We start from the raw sequence: 25,606 nt of genomic DNA, 5'->3' as shown, positions 1-25,606 counted from the left end.
CGATTGATTGTGCTTTAGCTTTCAAGTTTAATTAATTCATGTGCACTTTCAATAAATAATTTAGATAACATCGATTGGGTTTTGTTTTGGTTATAAACGAGATAGAAAAATCTTTGATTATTGAAACCATTAATTTCATGGATCCTAAGTAACTTTCTATCGTAGTATTCCCTTGCAGCCATTTCCGATATAATTGCTATACCAATATCCTGGAGTACAAACTGAATCAAACTTTGTCCACTTTCTGTATAAGCAACAATATTCATTTGGTCTTTGGTAATTTGATTTTTCGTTAAAAATTTTTCAATAAGAGAATTCGTTCCAGAATCAGCGTTTCGCATAATAAAAGGAAACTTTAAGAGATCATGAATATCGACAGATCCAACAATATCAGAATGATGTGACGTTATAAGGACTAAATTTTCTTTAAGTAAAGGAATATAGCAAAGCTTTTCGTTCTCATATTTTTCACCTAAAATACCGAAATCCACAGAACCATTTAGAACCTTATCCGCCACATTTTTTGAGGAGGATTGGTTAATATGAAATGTTGCTTTTGGGTATCGATTTCTAAATTCCTTGACCATCTTTGGAATCATAAATTGCCCAGGCACAGAGCTTGCACCGATTCGAATCATTCCCCGAAGTTCGGTCACACCCTCCTTTAAGTCCAACATTGCCTGGTCCTTCAATAATAAAAGCTTTAGTGCCCACTGATACAAACGCTCACCGGAAGGTGTAAGGATATTCTCTCTGCCTACCCGATCAAATAGACTTACATTAAGAGTTCTCTCAAGTGTTTGAATATGGGAGCTGACAGTTGATTGACTTAAAAAGATGTCTTCGGCTGCTTTAGAGAAGCTTTTATGCTCGACTACCTTTGTAAACACATATAATTGGTGTAAATCCATAGATTTTGCCCCTTTATTGAAATAACCGATTTATATTTATCGGTAGAATAGATAAATTGAATTTATCTTATCATAACATTTTTTTTATAATAGATGTTGTTATTAGAGGTTTGAATACAATGTGATGGGAGCTTTAATGAATGTCACTCCAATATGTACCGGATGTAATCTATGATGCAGGTCATACAGAAGGCGGCGAGTTAATCAAATCACTGTTCTTAAAGATGGAAGCGTTGATCGGTGGACAAATTATCGAGGTTATTTTAAATGAACAAACGGTAAAAGAAGATTTGCTGGCCTGGGTCAGAATGCAAAAGCACACTTTGTTAGATTGTAAGGATTTTGGGGAAATTAGTTATTACTATATTGAGAAACGTTAGTATACTATGAAAAGGTCTTATCAACTTGATAAGATTTTTTTATTTTAAAAAGAATATTTGCTATTTCGGTGCTAAACACTCAATATTAATAAGACAAAAATTTTGTTGTTTATAGATAGAGAAAGTAGGGATTTTTTTGCCTGATTTTAACTCAATAGGTATTTCTGAATCGACCGTAAATAAATTAAAGGAATTCGGTGTTGCAAAACCAACACCAATTCAAGAAAAGGCAATACCATTTGTCATGAATGGAAGAGATGTTATTGCACAGGCGCAAACAGGAACAGGAAAGACGTTTGCCTTCATACTGCCCATCTTAGAAAAAATAAATCCACTTGCACCACATGTACAAGCGCTCATAGTAACTCCAACCAGAGAATTGGCTTTACAAATTACCGAGGAATTTGTAAAGTTGACCAATGACATTGATGGTGTTGATGTGTTAGCAGTTTATGGGGGCCAGGATGTTGATAAACAGCTAAAGAAGCTTAAGAAAAATGTTCAAATTGTTGTCGGGACACCAGGCAGGCTATTAGACCATATTAGAAGAGGAACAGTTCACTTATCGGAAGCTTCATTTTTAGTTCTTGATGAAGCGGACCAAATGCTCCATATAGGTTTTCTGAATGAAGTTGAGGATATTATCAGGGAAACACCTAAGACTCGTCAGACTATGCTTTTTTCTGCAACAATGCCAGAGGAAATACGGACACTAGCGAATAAACATATGCGAACACCTGAATACATCCAAGTTGAGAAAACGCAGGGGCCAGCAGCAAATGTTCAACTAATTGCCATTCATACCATTGATCGAGCTAAGCAAGCAACATTAATTCAATTGGTTGAAACACATAGACCATATTTAGCTGTTATTTTTTGTAGAACCAAACGCAGAGTCTCAAAGTTGTATGAGGTTCTTAAATCACACAAATTTTTATGTGATGAGCTCCATGGTGACCTATCACAAGCCAAAAGAGAGCAAGTGATGAAACGGTTCAGGGACGGGGATATTCAATTGTTGATAGCGACCGATGTCGCAGCAAGAGGTCTGGATGTTGAAGGGGTGACACATGTATTTAATTATGACATTCCTCAAGATGCCGAAAGCTTTATCCATCGAATCGGTAGAACTGGAAGAGCAGGTACAAAGGGCTTGGCCATCACTTTCTACTCAACAGATGATCGCCAAACACTAGATATGATCGAAAAAGAGTTAAAGATCAAAATTCAAAAACAAAATATAGGGAACGCTGAAAGTGATCATAGAGATAAACAAGAACCATCGAAGAACCGGGGGAAAAGGGATGAAAATCTAAGATCAACGAGTGGTCAAAGGAAAGATAGTAAACCAAAATTTTCGTCAAGGAATGGAAGTAAACCAAAATCAATAAAGAGCAAGCAAAATAATTCCAGCCAAACAGGTGGAGGCAGGAATAGGAAAAGCGGTAATTCAGGATTAGTCAAACGGAGTAAATAAAAAAGGACTGAAGTAACTTTCAGTCCTTTTTGGTTACCTATTGACCAATCCCAAGATTGGATTTTACTAGTACCTCATCATATTTCTTCGCATCAGCTTTTTGACTGGAGAGGACCGTTCCAAGATATCCCGCAATAAATCCTAATGGAATGGATACAATACCAGGTGTCGTGTAAGGAAATAGAGGGTTCCCAACGAAAATTGCCTTTCCTACTTCAGGACTGAAAACATTCGGGCCAATGATTACAAGTCCAATAGCTGAAATAAGTCCAACTACCATTGCCCAAATGGCTCCCGTAGTGTTAAACCGTTTCCAGTAAATTGTATAAATAATAACTGGCAGATTTGCACTTGCTGCTACAGCAAAGGCTAAGGAAACAAGGAAAGCTACGTTAAGCGATTGTGCCCCTAAAGCTAAAACTATTGATACCACAGATACTCCAATGGAGGCCCATCGTGCCATACTTACCTGTTGTTTTTCTGTTGCCTTACCTTTTTTTAGAATTTCGTTATAGAAATCATGTGCAAAAGCTGAAGCTGCAGTTAGAACTAGTCCTGCTACAACAGCAAGAATCGTTGCAAAGGCAACCGCTGAAATAAATGCGAACAGCATATTACCTCCAAGTGCCTGCGCTAAAAGTGGGGCAGCCATATTACCAGCAGCATTGGCAGCAACAATATCAGTTGTGCCCACAAACGCTGCAGCACCAAACCCAAGGAATATAGTCATAACGTAAAAAATTCCAATGATCCAAGTAGCATAAACAACGGAACTTCGTGCAGTTTTAGCATCTTTTACAGTGAAGAAACGTACCAGAATATGAGGTAAACCAGCTGTCCCCAAAACTAGTCCCATGTTTAATGAAAGTGTGTCAATGCCATCCTTGTATTTTACTCCTGGGTTTAAGAATGCTTCCTTTAAGGGGGTAGCTGTTTTCATTTGCTCGAACATATCTGTAATACTAAAGTTAAATTTAGCAAAAACAACAATGGAGATTAGGAATGTGCCACCCATTAAGAGAACAGCTTTAATAATCTGTACCCAGCTTGTTGCGTGCATCCCGCCAAAAATAACATAAACAGTCATTAACACCCCAACAATCAAAACAGATGTTGTATATTCCAGCCCTAATAACAATTTAATAAGAGCACCAGCTCCTACAAGCTGAGCGATCATATAAAAAATAGAAATGGTAACGGTGTTCATGGCAGCAAAACCACGCACTTTTTTTGCATCAAAGCGTGCTGCGATCATATCTGCAAATGTATATTTACCTAAATTACGCAATGGTTCTGCCACTAAATATAAAACAACAAGATAGGCAACTAGGAAACCAATACTATAAAAAAATCCATCAAAGCCTGTTAATGCAACTGCGCCAGCTATTCCAAGGAATGAAGCTGCAGACATATAATCACCTGCGATAGCCAAACCATTTTGCCAGCCAGTCAGTCCTCCGCCGGCAGTATAAAATTCACTTGCGTTTTTTGTACGTTTTGATGCGAAGTATGTAATTACCAACGTTACAAAAACGATACAAAGAAACATCGTAAAAGCGGCCGTATTCATTAGTTTCTCCCCCTTTCTTTAACAACTTGTTCAGCCAAATCATCAAATTTAACTGCTTTTTTAGAGTAGAGCATACATAATCCCCATGTCATAACGAATTGAAGAAAAGCAAAAACCCAAGCCCAGGTAATACTGCCTATGAATTTGTTGTTTAGAACAGTTGAAAAGGAAGTTAAGATAGGTAAGGCGAAATAAAAACAAAAGAAGAAGATCGTGATGGGTATAATGAATTTTTTCTTTTCGGAGAGTAATTTTTGGAATGAAGATGATTGAACAATAGCGCTGTAATCGCTTTCAGAATTAGCTGTAATTTTTCTAGCCTCCATTGGAAGCTCCCCCTCTCATAGTAACAAAATGTAAAACAAAAAATTAGGACTTAAAATAGATATAGCTGACAGTGCATTTAAGTTAAATAACCAAAGTAATTAAAGCGGTCATGAGCGCAGGAAATACTCACCTCCTTTAAGAGATTGATTTTTCTAAATATTATAATTTTTATCACGTTTTATTATAGTAACAACATATTGAAATTTGCAATAGGAAAAATTACATTTTTTTGCAAATGGGATTTTACACTATATTGAGATTAAAAAACAAAATGACGGAAGAAAAAATAGGAGGATGATGAAAGATTTTATCATTAGAAAAACAAAAAACCTTTGCAACAGCGCAAAGGTTTTTAAGTATGGAGACTATCGGGATCGAACCGACGACCTCTTGCATGCCATGCAAGCGCTCTCCCAGCTGAGCTAAGCCCCCGTATGTGGTACAAGAAAAATTATATCTTTCTCATACCAATCTTGCAATAGTAATTTTCACATTTTTTTCAGTTAAAAGTAAATTACCCCATGCTTTCTATTTCAACTTTATGGACGCCATCTAATTTTGAAACAGAATCATAAACTTCGGTAGTCTTTTCCCGGTAATCTACGGCAATTAATATCTGAACTAGATGGTCGCCGTTATCTAAATCCTTTATACGGATCCTGCGGATAATATATTTTCTACTCATAATAAATGAAATGGCATCTTCAATTTGGATTTTATCTTTAATAAATAATTGAAGGCTAATTTCTTTTTCGCGCAATTGCTTTGGACCAATGAACTTCATGACATAAGGCACCAACTCTACACTAATAATTAGTAAGGCGACACCAACAAACGCTTCGATAAAGAAACCAGCCCCAACAGCGATACCGATTCCAGCTGCACCCCAAATCATTGCAGCCGTTGTTAAACCAGATATACTATCATTTCCCCGTCTAAGAATTACGCCTGCACCTAGAAAACCGATACCAGAAACAATTTGTGCAGCAAGACGAAGAGGGTCCATAGTAATTTTTACATCATCAGAAGCAGGAAACATATAAGCAGATTCAATTGAAACAATGGTTAGTAGACAACTCACTACAGATATTACAAGACTTGTCTTAAGTCCTACAGGTTTTCTTTTTAATTCACGTTCAAGCCCAATGATAAGTCCAAAAATCGCAGATACTCCAAGCTTTAATAATATATCATAATCAATATTCTCCATTGACTTCACGTCCATTATTATTGTGATTAGTGATAAATAGAATATAGTTATTACTATTATACGATATCCCTTCCATGAAAAATAAAGAAATATTACTTATTACTAAATATAGTTGGAAAAGCTAGTGTTGCTTTTCTCCATGTACAGTCTTAAATTATTTTAGCTCTTACTAATTACATATACATAAATGGTTGAATTTATGAGTTATCACATATTTGATTTATCCTTTGACAGTTATATATTCTTTATTCTCATTAAATGGCTATAGTAAATTGTTGTTTAACTTCTAACAAAAATAAAGAAAACAAAAAAACTTTATAAATTATATTGCAATCATTTTTCGAACATGTTATATTAAATCTCGTCCTCACGAGTGAGTCACACAACGAAAAAAGAAATTAAAAAAGTTGTTGACATCGTCATGGTGGATATGTTAAATTAAAGAGGTCGCTTTTGAGCTTACTTAGTAGGACGAGCTCATCAGAGAAATAATTTGTTCTTTGAAAACTAAACAAACAAGAACGTCAACAAACAATTTTTTAGCTTTTTAGAAAAGCTAAGCCAACGTAACATTTTTGAGCTAATCAACTTTCTTGGAGAGTTTGATCCTGGCTCAGGACGAACGCTGGCGGCGTGCCTAATACATGCAAGTCGAGCGAATCTTGAGGTGCTTGCACCTCTTGGTTAGCGGCGGACGGGTGAGTAACACGTGGGCAACCTGCCTGTAAGACTGGGATAACTTCGGGAAACCGGAGCTAATACCGGATAATCCTTTTCCTTTCATGAGGAAAAGCTGAAAGTCGGTTTACGCTGACACTTACAGATGGGCCCGCGGCGCATTAGCTAGTTGGTGAGGTAACGGCTCACCAAGGCGACGATGCGTAGCCGACCTGAGAGGGTGATCGGCCACACTGGGACTGAGACACGGCCCAGACTCCTACGGGAGGCAGCAGTAGGGAATCTTCCGCAATGGACGAAAGTCTGACGGAGCAACGCCGCGTGAGCGATGAAGGCCTTCGGGTCGTAAAGCTCTGTTGTTAGGGAAGAACAAGTATCGGAGTAACTGCCGGTACCTTGACGGTACCTAACCAGAAAGCCACGGCTAACTACGTGCCAGCAGCCGCGGTAATACGTAGGTGGCAAGCGTTGTCCGGAATTATTGGGCGTAAAGCGCGCGCAGGCGGTCCTTTAAGTCTGATGTGAAAGCCCACGGCTCAACCGTGGAGGGTCATTGGAAACTGGGGGACTTGAGTACAGAAGAGGAAAGCGGAATTCCACGTGTAGCGGTGAAATGCGTAGAGATGTGGAGGAACACCAGTGGCGAAGGCGGCTTTCTGGTCTGTAACTGACGCTGAGGCGCGAAAGCGTGGGGAGCAAACAGGATTAGATACCCTGGTAGTCCACGCCGTAAACGATGAGTGCTAAGTGTTAGAGGGTTTCCGCCCTTTAGTGCTGCAGCTAACGCATTAAGCACTCCGCCTGGGGAGTACGGCCGCAAGGCTGAAACTCAAAGGAATTGACGGGGGCCCGCACAAGCGGTGGAGCATGTGGTTTAATTCGAAGCAACGCGAAGAACCTTACCAGGTCTTGACATCCTCTGACACTCCTAGAGATAGGACGTTCCCCTTCGGGGGACAGAGTGACAGGTGGTGCATGGTTGTCGTCAGCTCGTGTCGTGAGATGTTGGGTTAAGTCCCGCAACGAGCGCAACCCTTGTTCTTAGTTGCCAGCATTCAGTTGGGCACTCTAAGGAGACTGCCGGTGACAAACCGGAGGAAGGTGGGGATGACGTCAAATCATCATGCCCCTTATGACCTGGGCTACACACGTGCTACAATGGATGGTACAAAGGGCTGCAAGACCGCGAGGTTTAGCCAATCCCATAAAACCATTCTCAGTTCGGATTGTAGGCTGCAACTCGCCTACATGAAGCCGGAATCGCTAGTAATCGCGGATCAGCATGCCGCGGTGAATACGTTCCCGGGCCTTGTACACACCGCCCGTCACACCACGAGAGTTTGTAACACCCGAAGTCGGTGGGGTAACCGCAAGGAGCCAGCCGCCTAAGGTGGGACAGATGATTGGGGTGAAGTCGTAACAAGGTAGCCGTATCGGAAGGTGCGGCTGGATCACCTCCTTTCTAAGGATAATGCAGTCCTTGTGGACTGATAAAAAGTTGACTGTTACTTGTTTGTTTAGTTTTGAGAGTGCAATTTTCTCTCGAAACATTTGTTCCTTGAAAACTAGATAATCGTAAGAAGAAGTCAAAGTAAAACCGAGAATCGCCACATTAGTTTTTCTCTCTTAAGTAATTAAGAAGAAAATAACCTTTTAGGTTAAGTTAGAAAGGGCGCACGGTGGATGCCTTGGCACTAGGAGCCGATGAAGGACGGGACTAACACCGATATGCTTCGGGGAGCTGTAAGTAAGCTTTGATCCGGAGATTTCCGAATGGGGGAACCCACTGCTCGTAATGGAGCAGTATCTTTACCTGAATACATAGGGTATTGAAGGCAGACCCGGGGAACTGAAACATCTAAGTACCCGGAGGAAGAGAAAGCAAACGCGATTCCCTGAGTAGCGGCGAGCGAAACGGGACATAGCCCAAACCAAGAGGCTTGCCTCTTGGGGTTGTAGGACACTCAACATGGAGTTACAAAGGAACGGGGTAGATGAAGCGGTCTGGAAAGGCCCGTCATAGAAGGTAAAAACCCTGTAGTTGAAACTTCGTTCCCTCCTGAGTGGATCCTGAGTACGGCCGGACACGAGAAATCCGGTCGGAAGCTGGGAGGACCATCTCCCAAGGCTAAATACTCCCTAGTGACCGATAGTGAACCAGTACCGTGAGGGAAAGGTGAAAAGCACCCCGGAAGGGGAGTGAAATAGATCCTGAAACCGTGTGCCTACAAGTAGTTAGAGCCCGTTAATGGGTGATAGCGTGCCTTTTGTAGAATGAACCGGCGAGTTACGATTACATGCAAGGTTAAGTTGAAGAGACGGAGCCGCAGCGAAAGCGAGTCTGAATAGGGCGATTTTAGTATGTGGTCGTAGACCCGAAACCAGGTGATCTACCCATGTCCAGGGTGAAGTCCAGGTAACACTGGATGGAGGCCCGAACCCACGCACGTTGAAAAGTGCGGGGATGAGGTGTGGGTAGCGGAGAAATTCCAATCGAACTTGGAGATAGCTGGTTCTCTCCGAAATAGCTTTAGGGCTAGCCTCACGTTGTAAGAGTCTTGGAGGTAGAGCACTGTTTGGACTAGGGGCCCTCATCGGGTTACCGAATTCAGACAAACTCCGAATGCCAAAGACTTATCCGTGGGAGTCAGACTGCGAGTGATAAGATCCGTAGTCAAAAGGGAAACAGCCCAGACCACCAGCTAAGGTCCCAAAGTTTACGTTAAGTGGAAAAGGATGTGGAGTTGCTTAGACAACCAGGATGTTGGCTTAGAAGCAGCCACCATTTAAAGAGTGCGTAATAGCTCACTGGTCGAGTGACTCTGCGCCGAAAATGTACCGGGGCTAAACGTAACACCGAAGCTGTGGATTGACACCGTATGGTGTCAGTGGTAGGAGAGCGTTCTAAGGGCGTTGAAGCTAGACCGTAAGGACTGGTGGAGCGCTTAGAAGTGAGAATGCCGGTATGAGTAGCGAAAGACGGGTGAGAATCCCGTCCACCGTATGCCTAAGGTTTCCTGAGGAAGGCTCGTCCTCTCAGGGTTAGTCGGGACCTAAGCCGAGGCCGAAAGGCGTAGGCGATGGACAACAGGTTGATATTCCTGTACCACCTCTTTATCGTTTGAGTGATGGGGGGACGCAGGAGGATAGGGTAAGCGCGCTGTTGGATATGCGCGTCCAAGCAGTTAGGCTGGTAAGCAGGAAAATCCGCTTACCGTAAAGGCTGAGCTGTGATGGCGAGGGAAATATAGTACCGAAGTTCCTGATTCCACACTGCCAAGAAAAGCCTCTAGCGAGATAAAAGGTGCCCGTACCGCAAACCGACACAGGTAGGCGAGGAGAGAATCCTAAGGTGTGCGAGAGAACTCTCGTTAAGGAACTCGGCAAAATGACCCCGTAACTTCGGGAGAAGGGGTGCTTTTTGAGGTGAATAGCCTCGAAGAGCCGCAGTGAATAGGCCCAGGCGACTGTTTAGCAAAAACACAGGTCTCTGCGAAGCCGCAAGGCGAAGTATAGGGGCTGACGCCTGCCCGGTGCTGGAAGGTTAAGAGGAGGGGTTAGCGCAAGCGAAGCTCTGAATCGAAGCCCCAGTAAACGGCGGCCGTAACTATAACGGTCCTAAGGTAGCGAAATTCCTTGTCGGGTAAGTTCCGACCCGCACGAAAGGCGTAACGATCTGGGCACTGTCTCAACGAGAGACTCGGTGAAATTATAGTACCTGTGAAGATGCAGGTTACCCGCGACAGGACGGAAAGACCCCGTGGAGCTTTACTGTAGCCTGATATTGAATTTTGGTACAGCTTGTACAGGATAGGTAGGAGCCTGAGAAACCGGAGCGCTAGCTTCGGTGGAGGCGTCGGTGGGATACTACCCTGGCTGTATTGAAATTCTAACCCGCACCCCTTATCGGGGTGGGAGACAGTGTCAGGTGGGCAGTTTGACTGGGGCGGTCGCCTCCTAAAGAGTAACGGAGGCGCCCAAAGGTTCCCTCAGAATGGTTGGAAATCATTCGCAGAGTGTAAAGGCACAAGGGAGCTTGACTGCGAGACCTACAAGTCGAGCAGGGACGAAAGTCGGGCTTAGTGATCCGGTGGTTCCGCATGGAAGGGCCATCGCTCAACGGATAAAAGCTACCCCGGGGATAACAGGCTTATCTCCCCCAAGAGTCCACATCGACGGGGAGGTTTGGCACCTCGATGTCGGCTCATCGCATCCTGGGGCTGTAGTCGGTCCCAAGGGTTGGGCTGTTCGCCCATTAAAGCGGTACGCGAGCTGGGTTCAGAACGTCGTGAGACAGTTCGGTCCCTATCCGTCGTGGGCGCAGGAAATTTGAGAGGAGCTGTCCTTAGTACGAGAGGACCGGGATGGACGCACCGCTGGTGTACCAGTTGTCTTGCCAAAGGCATCGCTGGGTAGCTATGTGCGGACGGGATAAGTGCTGAAAGCATCTAAGCATGAAGCCCCCCTCAAGATGAGATTTCCCATAGCGTCAAGCTAGTAAGAACCCTGAAAGATGATCAGGTTGATAGGTCAGAGGTGGAAGCGTGGTAACATGTGGAGCTGACTGATACTAATCGTTCGAGGACTTAACCAATTTTTAAAGGCGAACTCGTTTTACAACTTCTTCTGAAATTATCTAGTTTTGAGGGAATGAATTTTTTTCAAAAACCTCTTGAAAAATATCGAAAAGACAGTATAATAATAAATGTCTTTGAGAAAAATAGTCTGGCAATAATGGCGAGAAGGTCACACCCGTTCCCATACCGAACACGGAAGTTAAGCTTCTCAGCGCCGATGGTAGTTGGGACTTTGTCCCTGTGAGAGTAGGACGTTGCCAGGCTGTATTATACGGAGGATTAGCTCAGCTGGGAGAGCATCTGCCTTACAAGCAGAGGGTCGGCGGTTCGATCCCGTCATCCTCCACCAATGTTTTTTGCGATAGCAAAATAACCAAAGTTTTTTCACGGTAGTGAAAATAACTTTCAATAATATACCAAATTAAAATAATCTACATTATTTGCCGGGGTAGCTCAATTGGTAGAGCAACTGACTTGTAATCAGTAGGTTGGGGGTTCAAGTCCTCTCGCCGGCACCATTTTCATTATTACTTATTGTAAGTAATAATGAGCCATTAGCTCAGTTGGTAGAGCATCTGACTTTTAATCAGAGGGTCGAAGGTTCGAATCCTTCATGGCTCACCAAGTTGTTTTTTGAAGAAAACAACAAAGTTTCTTGTGAAGCAAAATAACTTCTAATATGCGGGTGTGGCGGAATTGGCAGACGCACCAGACTTAGGATCTGGCGCCGCAAGGCGTGGGGGTTCGACTCCCTTCACCCGCACTTAAGTTTTTCTTTACGATAGCAAAGTAACATATATGCGGAAGTAGTTCAGTGGTAGAACACCACCTTGCCAAGGTGGGGGTCGCGGGTTCGAATCCCGTCTTCCGCTCCAATGTTGCCGGGGTGGCGGAACTGGCAGACGCACAGGACTTAAAATCCTGCGGTAGGTGACTACCGTACCGGTTCGATTCCGGTCCTCGGCACCAAGATTTTTAGTAGAGATTTAACATCAAAATATGCGCCCGTAGCTCAATTGGATAGAGTGTCTGACTACGGATCAGAAGGTTATGGGTTCGACTCCTTTCGGGCGCGCCATATTTTACGGGAAGTAGCTCAGCTTGGTAGAGCACTTGGTTTGGGACCAAGGGGTCGCAGGTTCGAATCCTGTCTTCCCGACCATTCTTCTAAAATAACAATACGGGGCCTTAGCTCAGCTGGGAGAGCGCCTGCTTTGCACGCAGGAGGTCAGCGGTTCGATCCCGCTAGGCTCCACCAAGATTTTTTGCGAAGCAAAATAATCAAAGTTTTTTACGCTAGTAAAAATAACTTACTGTATAATCAAATATTTGGCGGTGTAGCTCAGCTGGCTAGAGCGTTCGGTTCATACCCGAAAGGTCGGGGGTTCGACTCCCTTCGCCGCTACCAATGTTTTTTGCGAAGCAAAATAACAAAATATGAGGACCTTTAGCTCAGCTGGTTAGAGCAGACGGCTCATAACCGTCCGGTCGTAGGTTCGAGTCCTACAAGGTCCACCATTAGCTTTTTATTTACAACGGAGGAATACCCAAGTTCGGCTGAAGGGATCGGTCTTGAAAACCGACAGGCGGGTAACACCGCGCGGGGGTTCGAATCCCTCTTCCTCCTCCATTATTTTAATAACTTTTATTGTCGCGGGGTGAAGCAACGAGCGTTACTTCACAGAATAAACTGCGAGTTGTATCAATCGAACTACTGCTTGAATTGGCTTTCTGAGATTGATACAGTCCATACAAACTATGGCCATGAAGTAAATATGATAATTTCTATTGTCGCGGGGTGGAGCAGTCCGGTAGCTCGTCGGGCTCATAACCCGAAGGTCGCAGGTTCAAATCCTGTCCCCGCAATACGGTCTGGTAGTTCAGTTGGTTAGAATGCCTGCCTGTCACGCAGGAGGTCGCGGGTTCGAGTCCCGTCCAGACCGCCATTTTTCTTAAAATGGCACAATAATGTGGCTCAGTAGCTCAGTCGGTAGAGCAAAGGACTGAAAATCCTTGTGTCGGCGGTTCGATTCCGTCCTGAGCCACCATTTGTTTTTAGATGGAAAATTTTATGATGGCGATTGTGGCGAAGTGGTTAACGCACCTGATTGTGGTTCAGGCATTCGTGGGTTCGATTCCCATCAGTCGCCCCATCTATTAATTTATAATAATGCGGGTGTAGTTTAGTGGTAAAACCTCAGCCTTCCAAGCTGATGTTGTGAGTTCGATTCTCATCACCCGCTCCATATGGGCCTATAGCTCAGCTGGTTAGAGCGCACGCCTGATAAGCGTGAGGTCGATGGTTCGAGTCCATTTAGGCCCACCAGAATTTTTGCAAGAGAAAATAATCTTCTATTGTTCCGCAGTAGCTCAGTGGTAGAGCTATCGGCTGTTAACCGATCGGTCGTAGGTTCGAGTCCTACCTGCGGAGCCATTTTTTATGGGGAAGTACTCAAGTGGCTGAAGAGGCGCCCCTGCTAAGGGTGTAGGTCGGGTAACCGGCGCGAGGGTTCAAATCCCTCCTTCTCCGCCATAAAATTAAGGCCCCTTGGTCAAGTGGTTAAGACACCTCCCTTTCACGGAGGTAACACGGGTTCGAATCCCGTAGGGGTCATACAGAAAGGCTGATGATATTTTATCATCAGTTTTTTTGTTCCTATTTTTATGTGTTAAATAAAAGATCCTCAATCTATTATTAGGAAATAGATACTCGCAACTGAAAGGTATAGTGCCCGAATCATTGTAGCAAATAGTAAATGGGTAATTATATATTACCTATGGTAATTGAGAGGCTAATCTATCTGAGCCATTCCAGCCTAAAAAAAATGACATGCTGCTTTAATAGTAAGAAACCCCTATAATCCTAAATATCGCCTAGAATTATCCATCTAATCATTATCCCAAATATTTGTTGTTATACAAGAAAAACAAACATTCCAATCCTCTAAAACCGTGATAGCTAGTCCAAGACTTGAGAGTCCGATTTTTAAAGAAATATTCTATTTTAATATAATTTTATTCTTTACAGCATTACTCTGAAAAACGTTGGTAACGCTTACAATCACTGGGTTTACTGTAATTTTACACTGTGGATTTTATCTTATTTTAAATAATATTTTTTACCCAAAATCTCAAAAAAACTTTATATATTTTTGTCGTTAACTGAAGGATTCTTTGTTGAATGGTGTCGTAAAATGTAGAATAAACACGACAAATGACAATCTATAAAACTTATTGTCAGAAAAGATAAAAAAGTTTTATAAGGATTATTTGTAATTTGCACTTATAATTAACCCTTGAAATACATTTTCACAAGGATGAGGTTATTAATGGCAGTGAATACTTTATATCCAACAGACTATCAGTTGCATTTATTTCATGAGGGAAACCTTTTTCAAAGTCATCAGCTTTTTGGAGCACACGTGTTTAAAGAATCAGACAAAGTCTATACAAGATTTTGTGTATGGGCTCCAAATGCTAAAGAAGTCAGGTTAGTCGGTAATTTCAATAGCTGGAATGGAGAAGGTTACGATTTACATAGGGTAAACAATGAAGGTGTTTGGATTATAGTCATTGATCAAGACCTGAGTGGTTACCTCTATAAATATGAAATAACAACAACGCAAAATGAAAAAATTTTAAAAGCAGATCCATATGCCTTCTATTCCGAACTAAGGCCAAATACTGCTTCAATCGTTTATTCTCTGAAAAGTTATGATTGGCAGGATAACCATTGGATGTATCGGAAACAAAAAAGGAACACCTTGTCTGAGCCGCAGGTAATTTATGAAGTTCATTTTGGATCTTGGAAGAAACATGAAAATGGCGATTTTTTAACATATAGGGAAATGGCAGCAGAACTCATTCCTTATGTGCTTGAACATGGATTTACTCATGTTGAATTATTACCTCTTATTGAACACCCCTATGACGGTTCTTGGGGATATCAAGGAACTGGATACTTTTCCACAACCTCTCGCTATGGCACACCAAAGGACTTCATGTACTTTGTGGATCAATGTCATCAGAATGGCATTGGCGTTATTCTTGATTGGGTGCCTGGTCACTTTTGTAAGGATTCACATGGGTTATATCGTTTTGATGGCTCACATATTTATTCCTACGAAACTGAGAGTGACAGGGAAAACAAAGTTTGGGGCACAGCAAACTTTGACCTCGGAAAAGGTGAGGTTCAAAGCTTCCTCATCTCAAACGCCTTTTTTTGGATAGATTATTTTCATATTGATGGATTTAGGATGGACGCTGTTGCTAATATCATTTATTGGCCAAATTCAGCCGACAACCAAGAAAATCCATTTGGAATCGAGTTTCTAAAAAAGCTAAATGTTGAAGTACATGAATATGATCCAACCTTTGTCATGATTGGAGAAGATTCAACAGACTTTCCTAATGTTACCTCGCCTGTCCATTATGGTGGATTAGGCTTCGATTATAAATGGAATATGGGCTGGATGAATGACATGCTAAAATACATGGAAACTCCACCTTTTGCACGTCCAAGTGTTCATACAAAAGTGACTTTTTCGCTTCTTTATGCATTTTCAGAAAACTTTATGCTCCCATTTTCACATGATGAAGTGGTCCATGGCAAAAAGTCATTATTGGATAAAATGCCCGGAGATTATTGGGAAAAGTTCGCGCAGCTCCGCTTACTTCTAGGGTACATGTTTGCACATCCTGGGAAGAAATTATTGTTTATGGGCTTTGAGCTTGGTCAGTTTTCAGAATGGAAAGATAAAGAACAATTAGATTGGAATTTATTAGATTATGAAATGCATCAAAATGTAAATCACTATGTTAAGCAGTTAACTAAAATTTACAAACGCTCCAAAGCCCTTTATGAGCTTGACCATAAGCACGATGGATTTGAATGGATTGACTGTAATAACGAAAGCCAATCAGTCTTTTCTTTTATTAGGAAAGGTGAGACGGAAAATGATTATTTAATCATTATATGTAATTTTACAGGCGTTCACTATCCGGAATATAAAATAGGCGTACCGTATCAAAGTGAGTTTAGGGAAATTTTAAATAGTGACCATCAAGACTTTGGCGGCGCTGGACTTGTGAATAAGAAAACATTTATTGCTGAAGAAGAGCCATTTCATGGTAAACCATATTCCGTTAATGTGACGATTCCGCCCTTTGGCATTCAGATCATACGACCGGTGAAAAAACGAAAGGAGAGAAAAGGTAATGGGAAAGAAAAAGTGCGTGGCAATGCTATTGGCAGGAGGGAAAGGAAGCAGACTTAACTCACTTACGAAGGATTTGGCAAAGCCTGCTGTTCCTTTTGGAGGAAAGTACAGAATCATTGATTTTCCATTAAGCAATTGTGCTAATTCAGGGATTGATACAGTGGGTGTCTTAACACAGTATCAACCGTTGCTATTAAATTCGTATATAGGTATCGGCAGTGCATGGGATCTAGACCGAAAAGATGGAGGGGTAACCGTTTTACCCCCATATGCTGAGACTTCTGAGGTAAAGTGGTATACCGGAACCGCGAGTGCTATTTATCAAAACCTAAATTATTTAAAGCAATACCAGCCTGAATATGTACTCATTCTCTCAGGTGACCACATTTACAAAATGAATTATGAGAGTATGCTTGAATATCATATTGAGAAAAGAGCAGATGTAACAATCTCTTTAATAGAAGTCCCTTGGGCGGAAGCAAGCCGATTTGGGATTATGAATACAAACGAGGATTTAAGAATAACAGAGTTTGAGGAAAAGCCAGCAGAGCCTAAAAATAATTTAGCTTCCATGGGCATCTATATTTTCAGTTGGAATGTCCTAAAAGAGTATTTAGAAATGGACGCTAGAAATACAAAATCTTCACATGATTTTGGTAAAGACATCATTCCTTCGCTGTTAGAAGAAAATAAGAAGCTTTATGCCTATCCTTTCAAGGGATATTGGAAGGATGTAGGTACAGTTAAGAGTCTTTGGGAAGCAAATATGGATCTATTAAATGATGAATGTGATTTAGACCTGTTTGATCATGATTGGAGAATTTATTCTGTAAACCCTAATCAACCTCCTCAGTATATCTCTCCTGAGGCCATTGTGAAGGAATCTCTCATTAATGAGGGCTGTACCATTGAAGGGGAAATAGATAATTCTGTTTTATTCCAAGGCGTTAGCGTCGGTAAAGGATCCATCATAAAGGAATCGGTCATCATGCCTGACGCGGTAATTGGTGAGAACGTTAAGATTGAAAAAGCAATTGTTCCAAGTGACGCTGTCATTCCAGATGGAACCGTGATTCGTTCATTTGATGATGAAATTATTCTTGTTACAGAAGAAATGTTAAGTGGGTTACATCCTGCTTTATAATAAACGGGAGGGACATGTATTGAAAAGAAAGCTATTAGGTGTTATTGACGCAACAACGTACCATGATGATCTAGAGGACCTTTTAACACATCGATCACTTGCAGCCCTGCCTTTTGCAGGACGTTATCGTATTATTGATTTTGTTCTTTCAAATATGGTTAACTCTGGAATCAGGAGTGTAGCTATCTTTCCGAAAATGATGTACCGTTCACTAATGGATCACCTTGGCTCAGGAAAGAATTGGGATTTGAATCGCAAGCGCGATGGCCTTTTCTTTTTTCCAACTCCCGTTGTTGATTCAGATATTAATAAAATTGGTTCATTTGAAAACTTTGCAGCAAATTTAGATTTCTTCTACCGCAGTTCTCAAGAGTATTCCATTATTACGAATTGTTATACAGTTATTAATATGGACTTTAAACCATTGTTAGATTGGCATATTCATTCCGGGTGCGACATTACTGAAATCCACCATGAAAATGGAACACCAATGGAAATGTATTTAGTGAAAACATCTCTACTTATTAAATTAATTGAAACGAGAAATGAAACAGGATATACATGTATGAAAGATGTGGTTCTAGATCCTGACCATCAACATTCCATTTGCCGCTATGAATATTCCGGCTATGCGGTCATGATAAACTCTATTCAAAACTATTATTCTACTAGTTTAAATTTATTGAATTCCGATGTTTGGAATCAATTATTTATAAAAGAACAGCCAATCCTGACAAAGGTCAAGGATGAGCCGCCAACCCGTTATTTAAAGGGTTCAACTGTTCAAAACGCGATGATTGCGAATGGCTGCTTAATCAATGGTACAGTTGAAAATAGTATTATTTCCAGGGGCGTAAAAATCGGAAAAGGTGCAGTTATTAAAAATTGCATTATCATGCAAAAATGCGTGATTGAAGATAACTGTTATCTCGATTCTGTTATTTTAGACAAAGACGTAAAGGTTGAGGAGGGTACAATCTTAACAGGTACCTCCAGAGATCCTTTTGTTGTGCGTAAAGGGACAAAGCAAGGAGCGTTGATGAATACGTGAAAGTATTATTTGCAGTTTCAGAATGTGGTCCATTTGCAAAATCAGGGGGGCTTGCAGACGTTGCAGGCTCCCTGCCTAAAGAACTGAAAAGTCTAGGTACGGACGTAAGGGTAATTCTGCCGAAGTATGGCACTATTGCCGATGACTTTAAAGCGGAAATGAAAAAAATTAAAGAGTTCACAGTTTCTGTTGGCTGGAGAAATCAATATTGTGGGATTGAAGAGCTTCTCTATCAGGGAGTAACCTATTACTTTGTCGATAATGAATATTATTTCAAACGTGAAGGGTTCTATGGATATTATGATGATGGCGAAAGGTTCGCCTATTTTAACCGGGCTGTATTGGAAGCTTTGGCACATCTAGACTTTTATCCAGATGTCCTGCATTGTCATGACTGGCATACAGCCATGATTCCATTTTTATTAAGAATGGAATATTACAAACGGAAAGACTATGGTTTGATTCGTACTGTTTTCACGATTCACAATCTACAATTTCAGGGAATTTTCCCAAGAGAAACGCTGGGAGACTTGCTTGGCTTAGATTGGGGAGCTTTCCATCCTGAAAATTTAGAGTTTTTTGGCTGTATAAATTATATGAAGGGTGCTCTTGTTGCAGCAGACGAAATAACAACGGTAAGCCCAACCTATAAACAGGAAATTCAAACTCCGGAATATGGAGAAAAACTGGATGGCTTATTGAAAACGAGAGAAGAAGATTTAGTTGGAATTCTAAATGGCATTGATGATAAATTCTATAATCCAGCACATGACCAACTACTTTATAAAACTTTTACAGCAAATAATCTTGAGAATAAAGCGATTAATAAAAGTGAAGTCCAAAAACACTTTGGACTGCCACAGAGCCCAAACACACCATTAATGGTGATGATTACTAGGCTGACAAAACAAAAAGGATTAGACCTCGTTAAATGTGTTTTAAGAGACATTCTTCATGAAGATATTCAAATGGTTGTTCTGGGTACTGGAGACTATGGCTATGAAGAGTATTTGCGTCATGCAGCAAACTCCTATCCAAATAAATTAAAGGTGCACATCGGTTTTAGTGAAGGACTGGCTCACAAGCTATATGCAGCGGCTGACCTTTTCTTAATGCCATCCCTATTTGAGCCATGCGGTCTTGGTCAACTTATTGCGATGAAATACGGTGCTGTGCCAATTGTACGTGAAACAGGCGGCCTAAATGATACGGTACAATCTTGGAATGAGACTACTAATGAGGGAAATGGGTTTTCTTTCAGGAATTTCAATGCCCATGACATGCTTTACACTATTAGAAGGGCATTACGCTTTTATCATGACCCCGCTTGGGAAACAATTGTTCAAAAGGCGATGGAAAAGGATAACAGCTGGGCCCAGTCTGCATTTAAGTATAATCAGCTATATGCAGAGCTGACCTCAAGGAGTGAAACCCATGTTTTCTAATCCAACAGAGTTTAAGAACAATTTTCTAAAGAGGGTGAATATGGTTTGCGGTAAGAGCTTTTCAGAAAGCTCAGAGCGAGACCATTACCAAACACTTGGGATTATGATTCGGGAATTTGTCAGTCACGATTGGATAAAAACGAATGAACGATACCTGGCAGCAAAAGAAAAACAAGTTTATTATCTGTCGATAGAATATTTGTTAGGAAAGCTCCTGCGGCAAAATCTAATCAATTTGGGAATCGAAGAAACCGTACAAGTTGGTCTTCAGGAACTAGGTATCGATTTAGGTGACCTGGAGGAATTAGAGAGTGATGCAGGCTTAGGAAACGGTGGCTTAGGAAGATTAGCCGCTTGTTTTCTTGATTCCCTTGCTTCACTGAATCTCCCTGGACATGGTCATGGTATTCGCTATAAGCATGGACTTTTTGAACAGAAAATAGTGGATGGCTATCAAGTAGAACTCCCAGAGCAATGGCTTAGGAGTGGAAATGTCTGGGAAGTTCGAAAAGCAGATTTAGCTGTTAAAATCCCTTTTTGGGGGAAGGTCGAAGGAAGAACAGAGAATGGCCGTTTAAAATTCCAACATTTGAATGCCGAAACGGTAACGGCCGTTCCACATGATATGCCGGTAATAGGTTTTAACTCTGAAACGGTTAACACATTGAGATTATGGAATGCCGAACCATCTCAATTCCCTTTCCATGAGGATATTTTAAAGTATAAACGTGAAACGGAGTCTGTCTCAGAATTCCTCTATCCGGATGATACACATGATGAAGGGAAGATACTAAGGCTAAAGCAGCAATATTTTTTAGTATCAGCAAGTATTCAATCCATCATTAAAACGTATAGGAAACAACACGGAAATTTAAAAGAACTTCACCAACACGTTTGTATTCATATTAATGATACCCATCCTGTTTTAGCCATTCCTGAACTAATGAGAATACTAATTGATGAGGAAGGTTTTGATTGGGACCTGGCTTGGTATATTACAAAGCATACGATTTCCTATACCAATCATACGACTTTATCGGAAGCATTGGAAAAATGGCCAATTCGCATTTTTCAGCCGCTGTTACCACGAATTTATATGATTGTTGAAGAAATAAATGAACGATTTTGTGGAGAGTTATGGGACCAATATACAGGGGATTGGAATAGGATTGCAAAGCTGGCGATCATTGCTGATGGCTATGTAAAAATGGCTCATTTAGCGATTGTGGGGAGTTTCAGTGTCAATGGAGTTGCAAAGCTGCATACAGAAATTCTAAAAACACGTGAAATGAATCAATTTTATCAGCTGTTTCCGGAAAAGTTCAATAATAAAACGAATGGTATCGCCCACCGTCGCTGGCTATTAAAAGGAAATCCTGACTTATCAGCCTTAATTACCGAATCCATTGGTTCTTCATGGACAAATTCACCTGGTGATTTAATTCAATTACTTAAATTTCAGAATGATACGTCCTTCATGGATAAGCTTCTAGAAATTAAGAGAGATAACAAAAAGCGGCTTGCTGACGTTATCCAAAGCCATAACGGCATTGTTGTGGATTCCTCTGCTATCTTTGATGTCCAGGTAAAGCGCCTGCATGCCTATAAGAGACAGCTTCTAAAGGTATTACATATTATGTATCTTTATAATCGAATAAAAGAGGATTCTAGTTTTTCAATGGTGCCAAGGGTATTCATTTTTGGAGCAAAGGCATCTCCCGGTTATTATTATGCAAAGAAAATTATTAAACTTATTAATACGGTAGCGGAAAAGGTTAACAATGACCCTGAAATTGGCGATAAAATGAAAGTCGTTTTCCTCGAAAACTACCGAGTTTCGCTTGCGGAAAAAGTCTTTCCTGCTGCTGATTTAAGTGAACAAATTTCCACCGCAAGTAAAGAGGCATCTGGTACTGGTAACATGAAATTTATGATTAATGGAGCACTGACAGTAGGAACAATGGATGGAGCCAATATTGAAATTCATGAATTGGTTGGGAATGAGAATATCTTTACATTTGGACTTTCGGCTGATGAGGTTCTTCATTATTACCAGCATGGCGGCTATCAATCGATTGAATATTATCATCATGACAGTCGCATTCGTCAGGCTGTTGATCAGCTAGTAAATGGATTTTTCCCTGGTGTCTATAACGAATTTGAACCAATTTTTGATTCTTTGCTGGAAGAAAATGATCAGTACTTTGTATTGAAGGATTTTGCTTCCTATGCGGACACACAAAAGAGAATTGGTGAGACCTTTAGGAATCAGCAAATCTGGCAAAAGAAGTGTCTGATTAATATTGCCCAAGCAGGTTATTTTTCCAGTGATCGGACAATCCAAGAGTATGCGGACGATATTTGGGGAATAAAACCTCTATAACCGATAAATTAGAAATAGGAGAAAACCGCCAATCGAAATGAATGGTGGTTTTCTTGTTTAATATATTATTTCCTAAAAAAACTCCCACCGAAGCTAGTAGGAAGCAGTCTTTCTATGCCAGGAATCCTTAACAAAGGAATCACTAGGAAAGGTAGATTAAGGTTACTGAGGGCTAACGGAAAAAATGTTTGCACAGCAAATTCTTACTTCACCGTTAGTACCTTCGTCTAAAATAACAACATTTCCGACGATTCTTGAAAATGCCCCGTTCTCAGTTGTATTACCTACTGATTGAACCTGAACTGCATCGCCTGCTACAATACCTGCGAATAAATCCTCACAATCACAGCAATTATTTCTTAATCCCATATTATTTCCCCCCTTCTATTAAGTTAATACATTCTATGCATGTCCAGAAAAGTTGTTCAAAAAATAATGAAAGAGCAGACCAATGAAAATTTCCCAAATCATAGAAAAAAGCATTCCTCTTTACAGAAATGCTCTAACTTTAAACTATTCAACTAATTTATATTTGCTATTTTTTTATGAAACAAAGTGTCCAATAAGAAAACCAATTGCAAGTAAGAAACCAAAGATTGTATTGGTTTGTGCGGTTGCTTTCATGGCAGGAGCCATTTGAATTGGTGAAACACCTGCTTTAAAGCCTTTAATTGCTTTCATTGCTTTAGGAATACTAAGAAGTACGATTACTGTCCAAATTGGCGCAGCCTCTGTGATGATTAGACCTAATATCCAAAGAAATGAAAAAATGAACATGCAGCCCATTAAGGTAACTGCCTTATTTTTACCTATTAGAATGGCTAAAGTTTTTCGGCCATTTTCTTTATCGCCCTCTAAATCCCTAATGTTATTAGAGAAATTAATAGCACCAACAAGAACTAAAATAGGAACTGAAATGAGGATACTATTGCTTGTTACCGTTCCAGTTTGGATAAAGAATGAGATTAAAATGATTAACATACCCATAAAGAACCCTGCGAACAGCTCTCCAAATGGAGTGTAAGCAATTGGATAAGGACCACCTGTATACAAATAACCAACTGCCATACAAACAAGCCCGAGAACGGCTAACCACCAGCTTGTACTCATACAAATGTAAATCCCAATCACTAACGCAATTGCATAGAGGCTTAGAGCAAGCAGCATGACTGTTTTAGGCTTAATACCATCACGGACAATGGTACCGCCAATACCTATTGAATGCTCATTATCGAGGCCGCGTTTATAATCATAATACTCATTAAACATATTGGTTGCGGCTTGTATTAATAAACTTGCGATTAACATGGCAAAGAAAAGACCATAGTGTATTTCTCCATGTGAAAGTGCAAGTACTGTACCTAGCAAAACTGGAACAAATGAGGCAGTTAACGTATGGGGACGTGTCATTTGCCACCAAACTTGAAAACCGCGATTCGATTCAACAGCAGGCTTTGAAGTGTGCTGTATATTTGGCTGCATTCTCTTCTCTCCCTTTTTAAAAATTTATCTATATATAAATTAAATTGCAATATGAGCTTGAAACTTTCCAACCCTAAGTTTATGCGAATTTGACGACTATAGTCAATTATTTTTTATTAGCGGAATTAGTAGATTATTCCTGTCTGATTATTAATGAGAAAATGGAGGGAAAATGAATTAAACGAGTGAAAATCAAAAACAACCCTGAACGGTATTATTTAAGGTATAATTTAGGAAGTCAAAGAGGATAGATAGTGACAAGTATTACTGACTTCTTTACAATGAAAGTAGTATCTTTAAATTGGCATTAAAATGAATGGATAACAGTCAATTGACTGTGTTGGAGGGATTTTTTTGGTTACCATTCAGGAGACGGAATTAAAGGAAAGGGGTCTTGTGGCAGTAAGTACTGCTCAGAAACTAGGCCGGCCCATTCTAATTAGTGAAGTTCATAAAATGGACAGTATTGAACCTATATCCTTTTTTTATAGTGGAACAGAACGCTATCTGGGAGAACGATTCTATTGGAAAGACCCATCGGCAGAAATGGTGCTTATTGGCCTTGGAATATCAAAACAAATTCAGTCGGATCAGGCTACTGACCGCTTTTTTCATGTTGAAGAGGAATGGAAGGGATTTTTAAAGGACAGTCTTATCTTTAATCCATACAAAGAAAATGGCTTAGGTCCCGTAATGTTTGGGGGATTCTCCTTTGATCCGCATAAGCCAAAAACAACGCTTTGGTCTAAATATGCAGATTCTTTATTCCATATTCCAAAATTTATGTTAACAATTGTTGAAGGGCAAACTTTTTTAACGACAAATATTGTTTGTACCCAAAATGATGATTATACACTTTTTGAAAAAGTAATAAATGAGCGAGTCCAATTACTTAACTCTCCTAAAGAAATTGAAATAAAGCGGGCTAAACTCCTTGAAACCAAAGAAATTTTTCCGCAGGAATGGAAACAGAGTGTGGATGATGTGGTAGAGGATTTAAAAACTGGTTCATTGAAAAAGGTGGTTCTTGCTCGGGAATTAAGATTATTTTTTGATCAACGCGTTAAAGCAGAGGTAATTCTTAAGAATTTGTATAATCAACAGCAAGATAGCTTTATCTTTGTTTTTGAATCTAATGGAGACTGTTTCATTGGTGCTACACCCGAAAGGTTGGTGAAAAAACAAGGAAACGATGTATTCTCTACCTGTCTCGCGGGATCGATAAAACGAGGTAAAACCGATGAAGAAGACAGGATGTTAGGGCAAACATTACTTAATGATAAGAAAAACCTTATTGAGCATGGATATGTGGTTGAAATGATTAAGGAAGCCTTAGAAGAATCATGTGAGGAAATAATCCTTCCAGATAAGCCGCAATTAATGAAAATAAGGGACATTCAACACCTATATACACCTGTCATTGGTAAATGTCAGAAGGACGCATCATTGCTTTTATTAGTTGAAAGACTTCATCCAACTCCTGCCCTCGGAGGACTTCCTAAAGAAGAAGCTATAGAAAAAATTAGAGAAGTCGAAGAATTGGATCGTGGGTTTTATGCTGCTCCACTTGGGTGGTGTGATTATCGGGGGAACGGTGAGTTCTCGGTGTCTATCCGCTCCGGTCTCATTCAAGATAAGGAAGCTTCATTATTTGCAGGATGTGGTGTCGTTGCGAATTCTGATTCTGAAAGTGAATATTTGGAAACAAGCTTAAAATTCAGACCAATGCTTCGCGCCCTTGGAGGTAATTAA

14 protein-coding genes, 22 tRNA genes and 3 rRNA genes are annotated in these 25,606 nt (G+C 40.7%); 32 read left to right on the top strand and 7 right to left on the bottom strand.

Annotated elements, in window-relative coordinates; all coding sequences use genetic code 11:
• Positions 1-14: 14 nt before the first annotated feature.
• Positions 15-911 carry a selenium metabolism-associated LysR family transcriptional regulator gene (locus tag QNH48_RS24675; RefSeq protein ID WP_283952378.1) on the bottom strand — a complete coding sequence of 299 codons (897 nt, stop codon included), beginning with the start codon at positions 909-911 and terminating at the stop codon, positions 15-17.
• Positions 912-1,051: 140 nt separating this feature from the next.
• On the opposite strand from QNH48_RS24675, the gene QNH48_RS24670 reads away from it, so the two are divergent.
• Positions 1,052-1,291, top strand: coding sequence for a sulfurtransferase TusA family protein (locus tag QNH48_RS24670; protein WP_283952377.1), 240 nt, complete (start codon positions 1,052-1,054; stop codon positions 1,289-1,291).
• A 136-nt stretch (positions 1,292-1,427) separates the two neighbouring features.
• Positions 1,428-2,768 (top strand): DEAD/DEAH box helicase, encoded by a 1,341-nt coding sequence (locus QNH48_RS24665; RefSeq protein ID WP_283952376.1) that lies wholly within the window; start codon positions 1,428-1,430, stop codon positions 2,766-2,768.
• A gap of 37 nt (positions 2,769-2,805) precedes the next feature.
• On the opposite strand, the gene QNH48_RS24660 is transcribed toward QNH48_RS24665, so the two are convergent.
• The 4 genes from QNH48_RS24660 to QNH48_RS24645 all read right to left on the bottom strand — a co-directional run bounded on the left by QNH48_RS24660 (position 2,806) and on the right by QNH48_RS24645 (position 5,875).
• Positions 2,806-4,338 carry a solute symporter family protein gene (locus QNH48_RS24660; protein WP_283952375.1) on the bottom strand — a complete coding sequence of 511 codons (1,533 nt, stop codon included), beginning with the start codon at positions 4,336-4,338 and terminating at the stop codon, positions 2,806-2,808.
• Complete coding sequence (locus QNH48_RS24655) at positions 4,338-4,664, bottom strand: DUF485 domain-containing protein (protein ID WP_283952374.1); 327 nt, start codon at positions 4,662-4,664, stop codon at positions 4,338-4,340. Before QNH48_RS24655 ends, QNH48_RS24660 begins: the two co-directional genes overlap by 1 nt.
• A 360-nt stretch (positions 4,665-5,024) precedes the next feature.
• A tRNA-Ala gene (locus QNH48_RS24650) sits at positions 5,025-5,097 on the bottom strand.
• 82 nt (positions 5,098-5,179) lie between these two features.
• Positions 5,180-5,875: an MgtC/SapB family protein gene (locus tag QNH48_RS24645; protein ID WP_283952373.1), complete on the bottom strand. Its 696-nt coding sequence runs from the start codon at positions 5,873-5,875 to the stop codon at positions 5,180-5,182.
• Positions 5,876-6,465: 590 nt separating this feature from the next.
• Here QNH48_RS24645 and QNH48_RS24640 point away from each other — a divergent pair.
• The 29 genes from QNH48_RS24640 to QNH48_RS24500 all read left to right on the top strand — a co-directional run bounded on the left by QNH48_RS24640 (position 6,466) and on the right by QNH48_RS24500 (position 22,372).
• Positions 6,466-8,015 (top strand): 16S ribosomal RNA (locus QNH48_RS24640).
• A gap of 194 nt (positions 8,016-8,209) precedes the next feature.
• Positions 8,210-11,147 (top strand): 23S ribosomal RNA (locus tag QNH48_RS24635).
• Positions 11,148-11,277: 130 nt separating this feature from the next.
• Positions 11,278-11,393: ribosomal RNA gene (gene rrf / locus QNH48_RS24630) — 5S ribosomal RNA — on the top strand.
• The 16S, 23S and 5S rRNA genes sit together here with 21 tRNA genes alongside, the layout of an rRNA operon.
• A gap of 10 nt (positions 11,394-11,403) precedes the next feature.
• Positions 11,404-11,479, top strand: a tRNA-Val gene (locus QNH48_RS24625).
• Positions 11,480-11,572: 93 nt separating this feature from the next.
• Positions 11,573-11,648 (top strand) — tRNA-Thr (locus QNH48_RS24620).
• A 30-nt stretch (positions 11,649-11,678) separates the two neighbouring features.
• Positions 11,679-11,754: transfer RNA gene (locus tag QNH48_RS24615), tRNA-Lys, on the top strand.
• Positions 11,755-11,811: 57 nt separating this feature from the next.
• Positions 11,812-11,893: transfer RNA gene (locus tag QNH48_RS24610), tRNA-Leu, on the top strand.
• Positions 11,894-11,930: 37 nt separating this feature from the next.
• Positions 11,931-12,005, top strand: a tRNA-Gly gene (locus tag QNH48_RS24605).
• Positions 12,006-12,010: 5 nt separating this feature from the next.
• Positions 12,011-12,099, top strand: a tRNA-Leu gene (locus QNH48_RS24600).
• A 32-nt stretch (positions 12,100-12,131) separates the two neighbouring features.
• Positions 12,132-12,208 (top strand) — tRNA-Arg (locus QNH48_RS24595).
• Positions 12,209-12,215: 7 nt separating this feature from the next.
• A tRNA-Pro gene (locus QNH48_RS24590) sits at positions 12,216-12,292 on the top strand.
• A 20-nt stretch (positions 12,293-12,312) separates the two neighbouring features.
• Positions 12,313-12,388, top strand: a tRNA-Ala gene (locus tag QNH48_RS24585).
• Between the two features lie 73 nt (positions 12,389-12,461).
• A tRNA-Met gene (locus tag QNH48_RS24580) sits at positions 12,462-12,538 on the top strand.
• Between the two features lie 33 nt (positions 12,539-12,571).
• A tRNA-Ile gene (locus tag QNH48_RS24575) sits at positions 12,572-12,648 on the top strand.
• Between the two features lie 19 nt (positions 12,649-12,667).
• A tRNA-Ser gene (locus tag QNH48_RS24570) sits at positions 12,668-12,760 on the top strand.
• A gap of 162 nt (positions 12,761-12,922) precedes the next feature.
• A tRNA-Met gene (locus tag QNH48_RS24565) sits at positions 12,923-12,996 on the top strand.
• Between the two features lie 3 nt (positions 12,997-12,999).
• Positions 13,000-13,076: transfer RNA gene (locus QNH48_RS24560), tRNA-Asp, on the top strand.
• A 26-nt stretch (positions 13,077-13,102) separates the two neighbouring features.
• Positions 13,103-13,178, top strand: a tRNA-Phe gene (locus QNH48_RS24555).
• Positions 13,179-13,207: 29 nt separating this feature from the next.
• Positions 13,208-13,283 (top strand) — tRNA-His (locus QNH48_RS24550).
• A gap of 19 nt (positions 13,284-13,302) precedes the next feature.
• Positions 13,303-13,376, top strand: a tRNA-Gly gene (locus QNH48_RS24545).
• Between the two features lie 3 nt (positions 13,377-13,379).
• Positions 13,380-13,456: transfer RNA gene (locus QNH48_RS24540), tRNA-Ile, on the top strand.
• Between the two features lie 33 nt (positions 13,457-13,489).
• Positions 13,490-13,564 (top strand) — tRNA-Asn (locus QNH48_RS24535).
• Between the two features lie 8 nt (positions 13,565-13,572).
• Positions 13,573-13,663 (top strand) — tRNA-Ser (locus QNH48_RS24530).
• A 9-nt stretch (positions 13,664-13,672) separates the two neighbouring features.
• Positions 13,673-13,744, top strand: a tRNA-Glu gene (locus QNH48_RS24525).
• A 715-nt stretch (positions 13,745-14,459) separates the two neighbouring features.
• Positions 14,460-16,406, top strand: a complete 1,947-nt coding sequence (gene glgB, locus QNH48_RS24520; protein ID WP_283952372.1) for a 1,4-alpha-glucan branching protein GlgB — start codon at positions 14,460-14,462, stop codon at positions 16,404-16,406.
• Positions 16,348-17,493, top strand: a complete 1,146-nt coding sequence (locus QNH48_RS24515) for a glucose-1-phosphate adenylyltransferase (RefSeq protein WP_283952371.1) — start codon at positions 16,348-16,350, stop codon at positions 17,491-17,493. Before glgB ends, QNH48_RS24515 begins: the two co-directional genes overlap by 59 nt.
• A gap of 19 nt (positions 17,494-17,512) precedes the next feature.
• Positions 17,513-18,544, top strand: coding sequence for a GlgC family sugar phosphate nucleotidyltransferase (locus QNH48_RS24510; protein WP_283952370.1), 1,032 nt, complete (start codon positions 17,513-17,515; stop codon positions 18,542-18,544).
• On the top strand, positions 18,541-19,989 hold the full coding sequence (gene glgA / locus QNH48_RS24505) for a glycogen synthase GlgA (protein ID WP_283952369.1): 1,449 nt from the start codon (positions 18,541-18,543) through the stop codon (positions 19,987-19,989). Before QNH48_RS24510 ends, glgA begins: the two co-directional genes overlap by 4 nt.
• The gene (locus QNH48_RS24500; RefSeq protein ID WP_283952368.1) at positions 19,979-22,372 is read left to right on the top strand and encodes a glycogen/starch/alpha-glucan phosphorylase; all 2,394 of its coding nucleotides are present in this window, start codon (positions 19,979-19,981) and stop codon (positions 22,370-22,372) included. The genes glgA and QNH48_RS24500 overlap by 11 nt, the downstream gene beginning before the upstream one ends.
• Before the next feature lie 162 nt (positions 22,373-22,534).
• Here the strand turns inward: QNH48_RS24500 and QNH48_RS24495 are convergent, their stop codons facing one another.
• On the bottom strand, positions 22,535-22,741 hold the full coding sequence (locus tag QNH48_RS24495; RefSeq protein ID WP_283952367.1) for a hypothetical protein: 207 nt from the start codon (positions 22,739-22,741) through the stop codon (positions 22,535-22,537).
• 174 nt (positions 22,742-22,915) lie between these two features.
• On the bottom strand, positions 22,916-23,854 hold the full coding sequence (locus QNH48_RS24490; RefSeq protein WP_283952366.1) for a 1,4-dihydroxy-2-naphthoate polyprenyltransferase: 939 nt from the start codon (positions 23,852-23,854) through the stop codon (positions 22,916-22,918).
• A 354-nt stretch (positions 23,855-24,208) separates the two neighbouring features.
• On the opposite strand from QNH48_RS24490, the gene QNH48_RS24485 reads away from it, so the two are divergent.
• Positions 24,209-25,606 carry an isochorismate synthase gene (locus QNH48_RS24485; RefSeq protein WP_283952365.1) on the top strand — a complete coding sequence of 466 codons (1,398 nt, stop codon included), beginning with the start codon at positions 24,209-24,211 and terminating at the stop codon, positions 25,604-25,606.

Source organism: Neobacillus sp. YX16 (assembly GCF_030123505.1).
GTDB lineage: Bacteria > Bacillota > Bacilli > Bacillales > Cytobacillaceae > Neobacillus.
The sequence above is the reverse complement of the archived record's forward strand: the minus strand, read 5'-3'. Positions and strand labels throughout refer to the sequence as shown.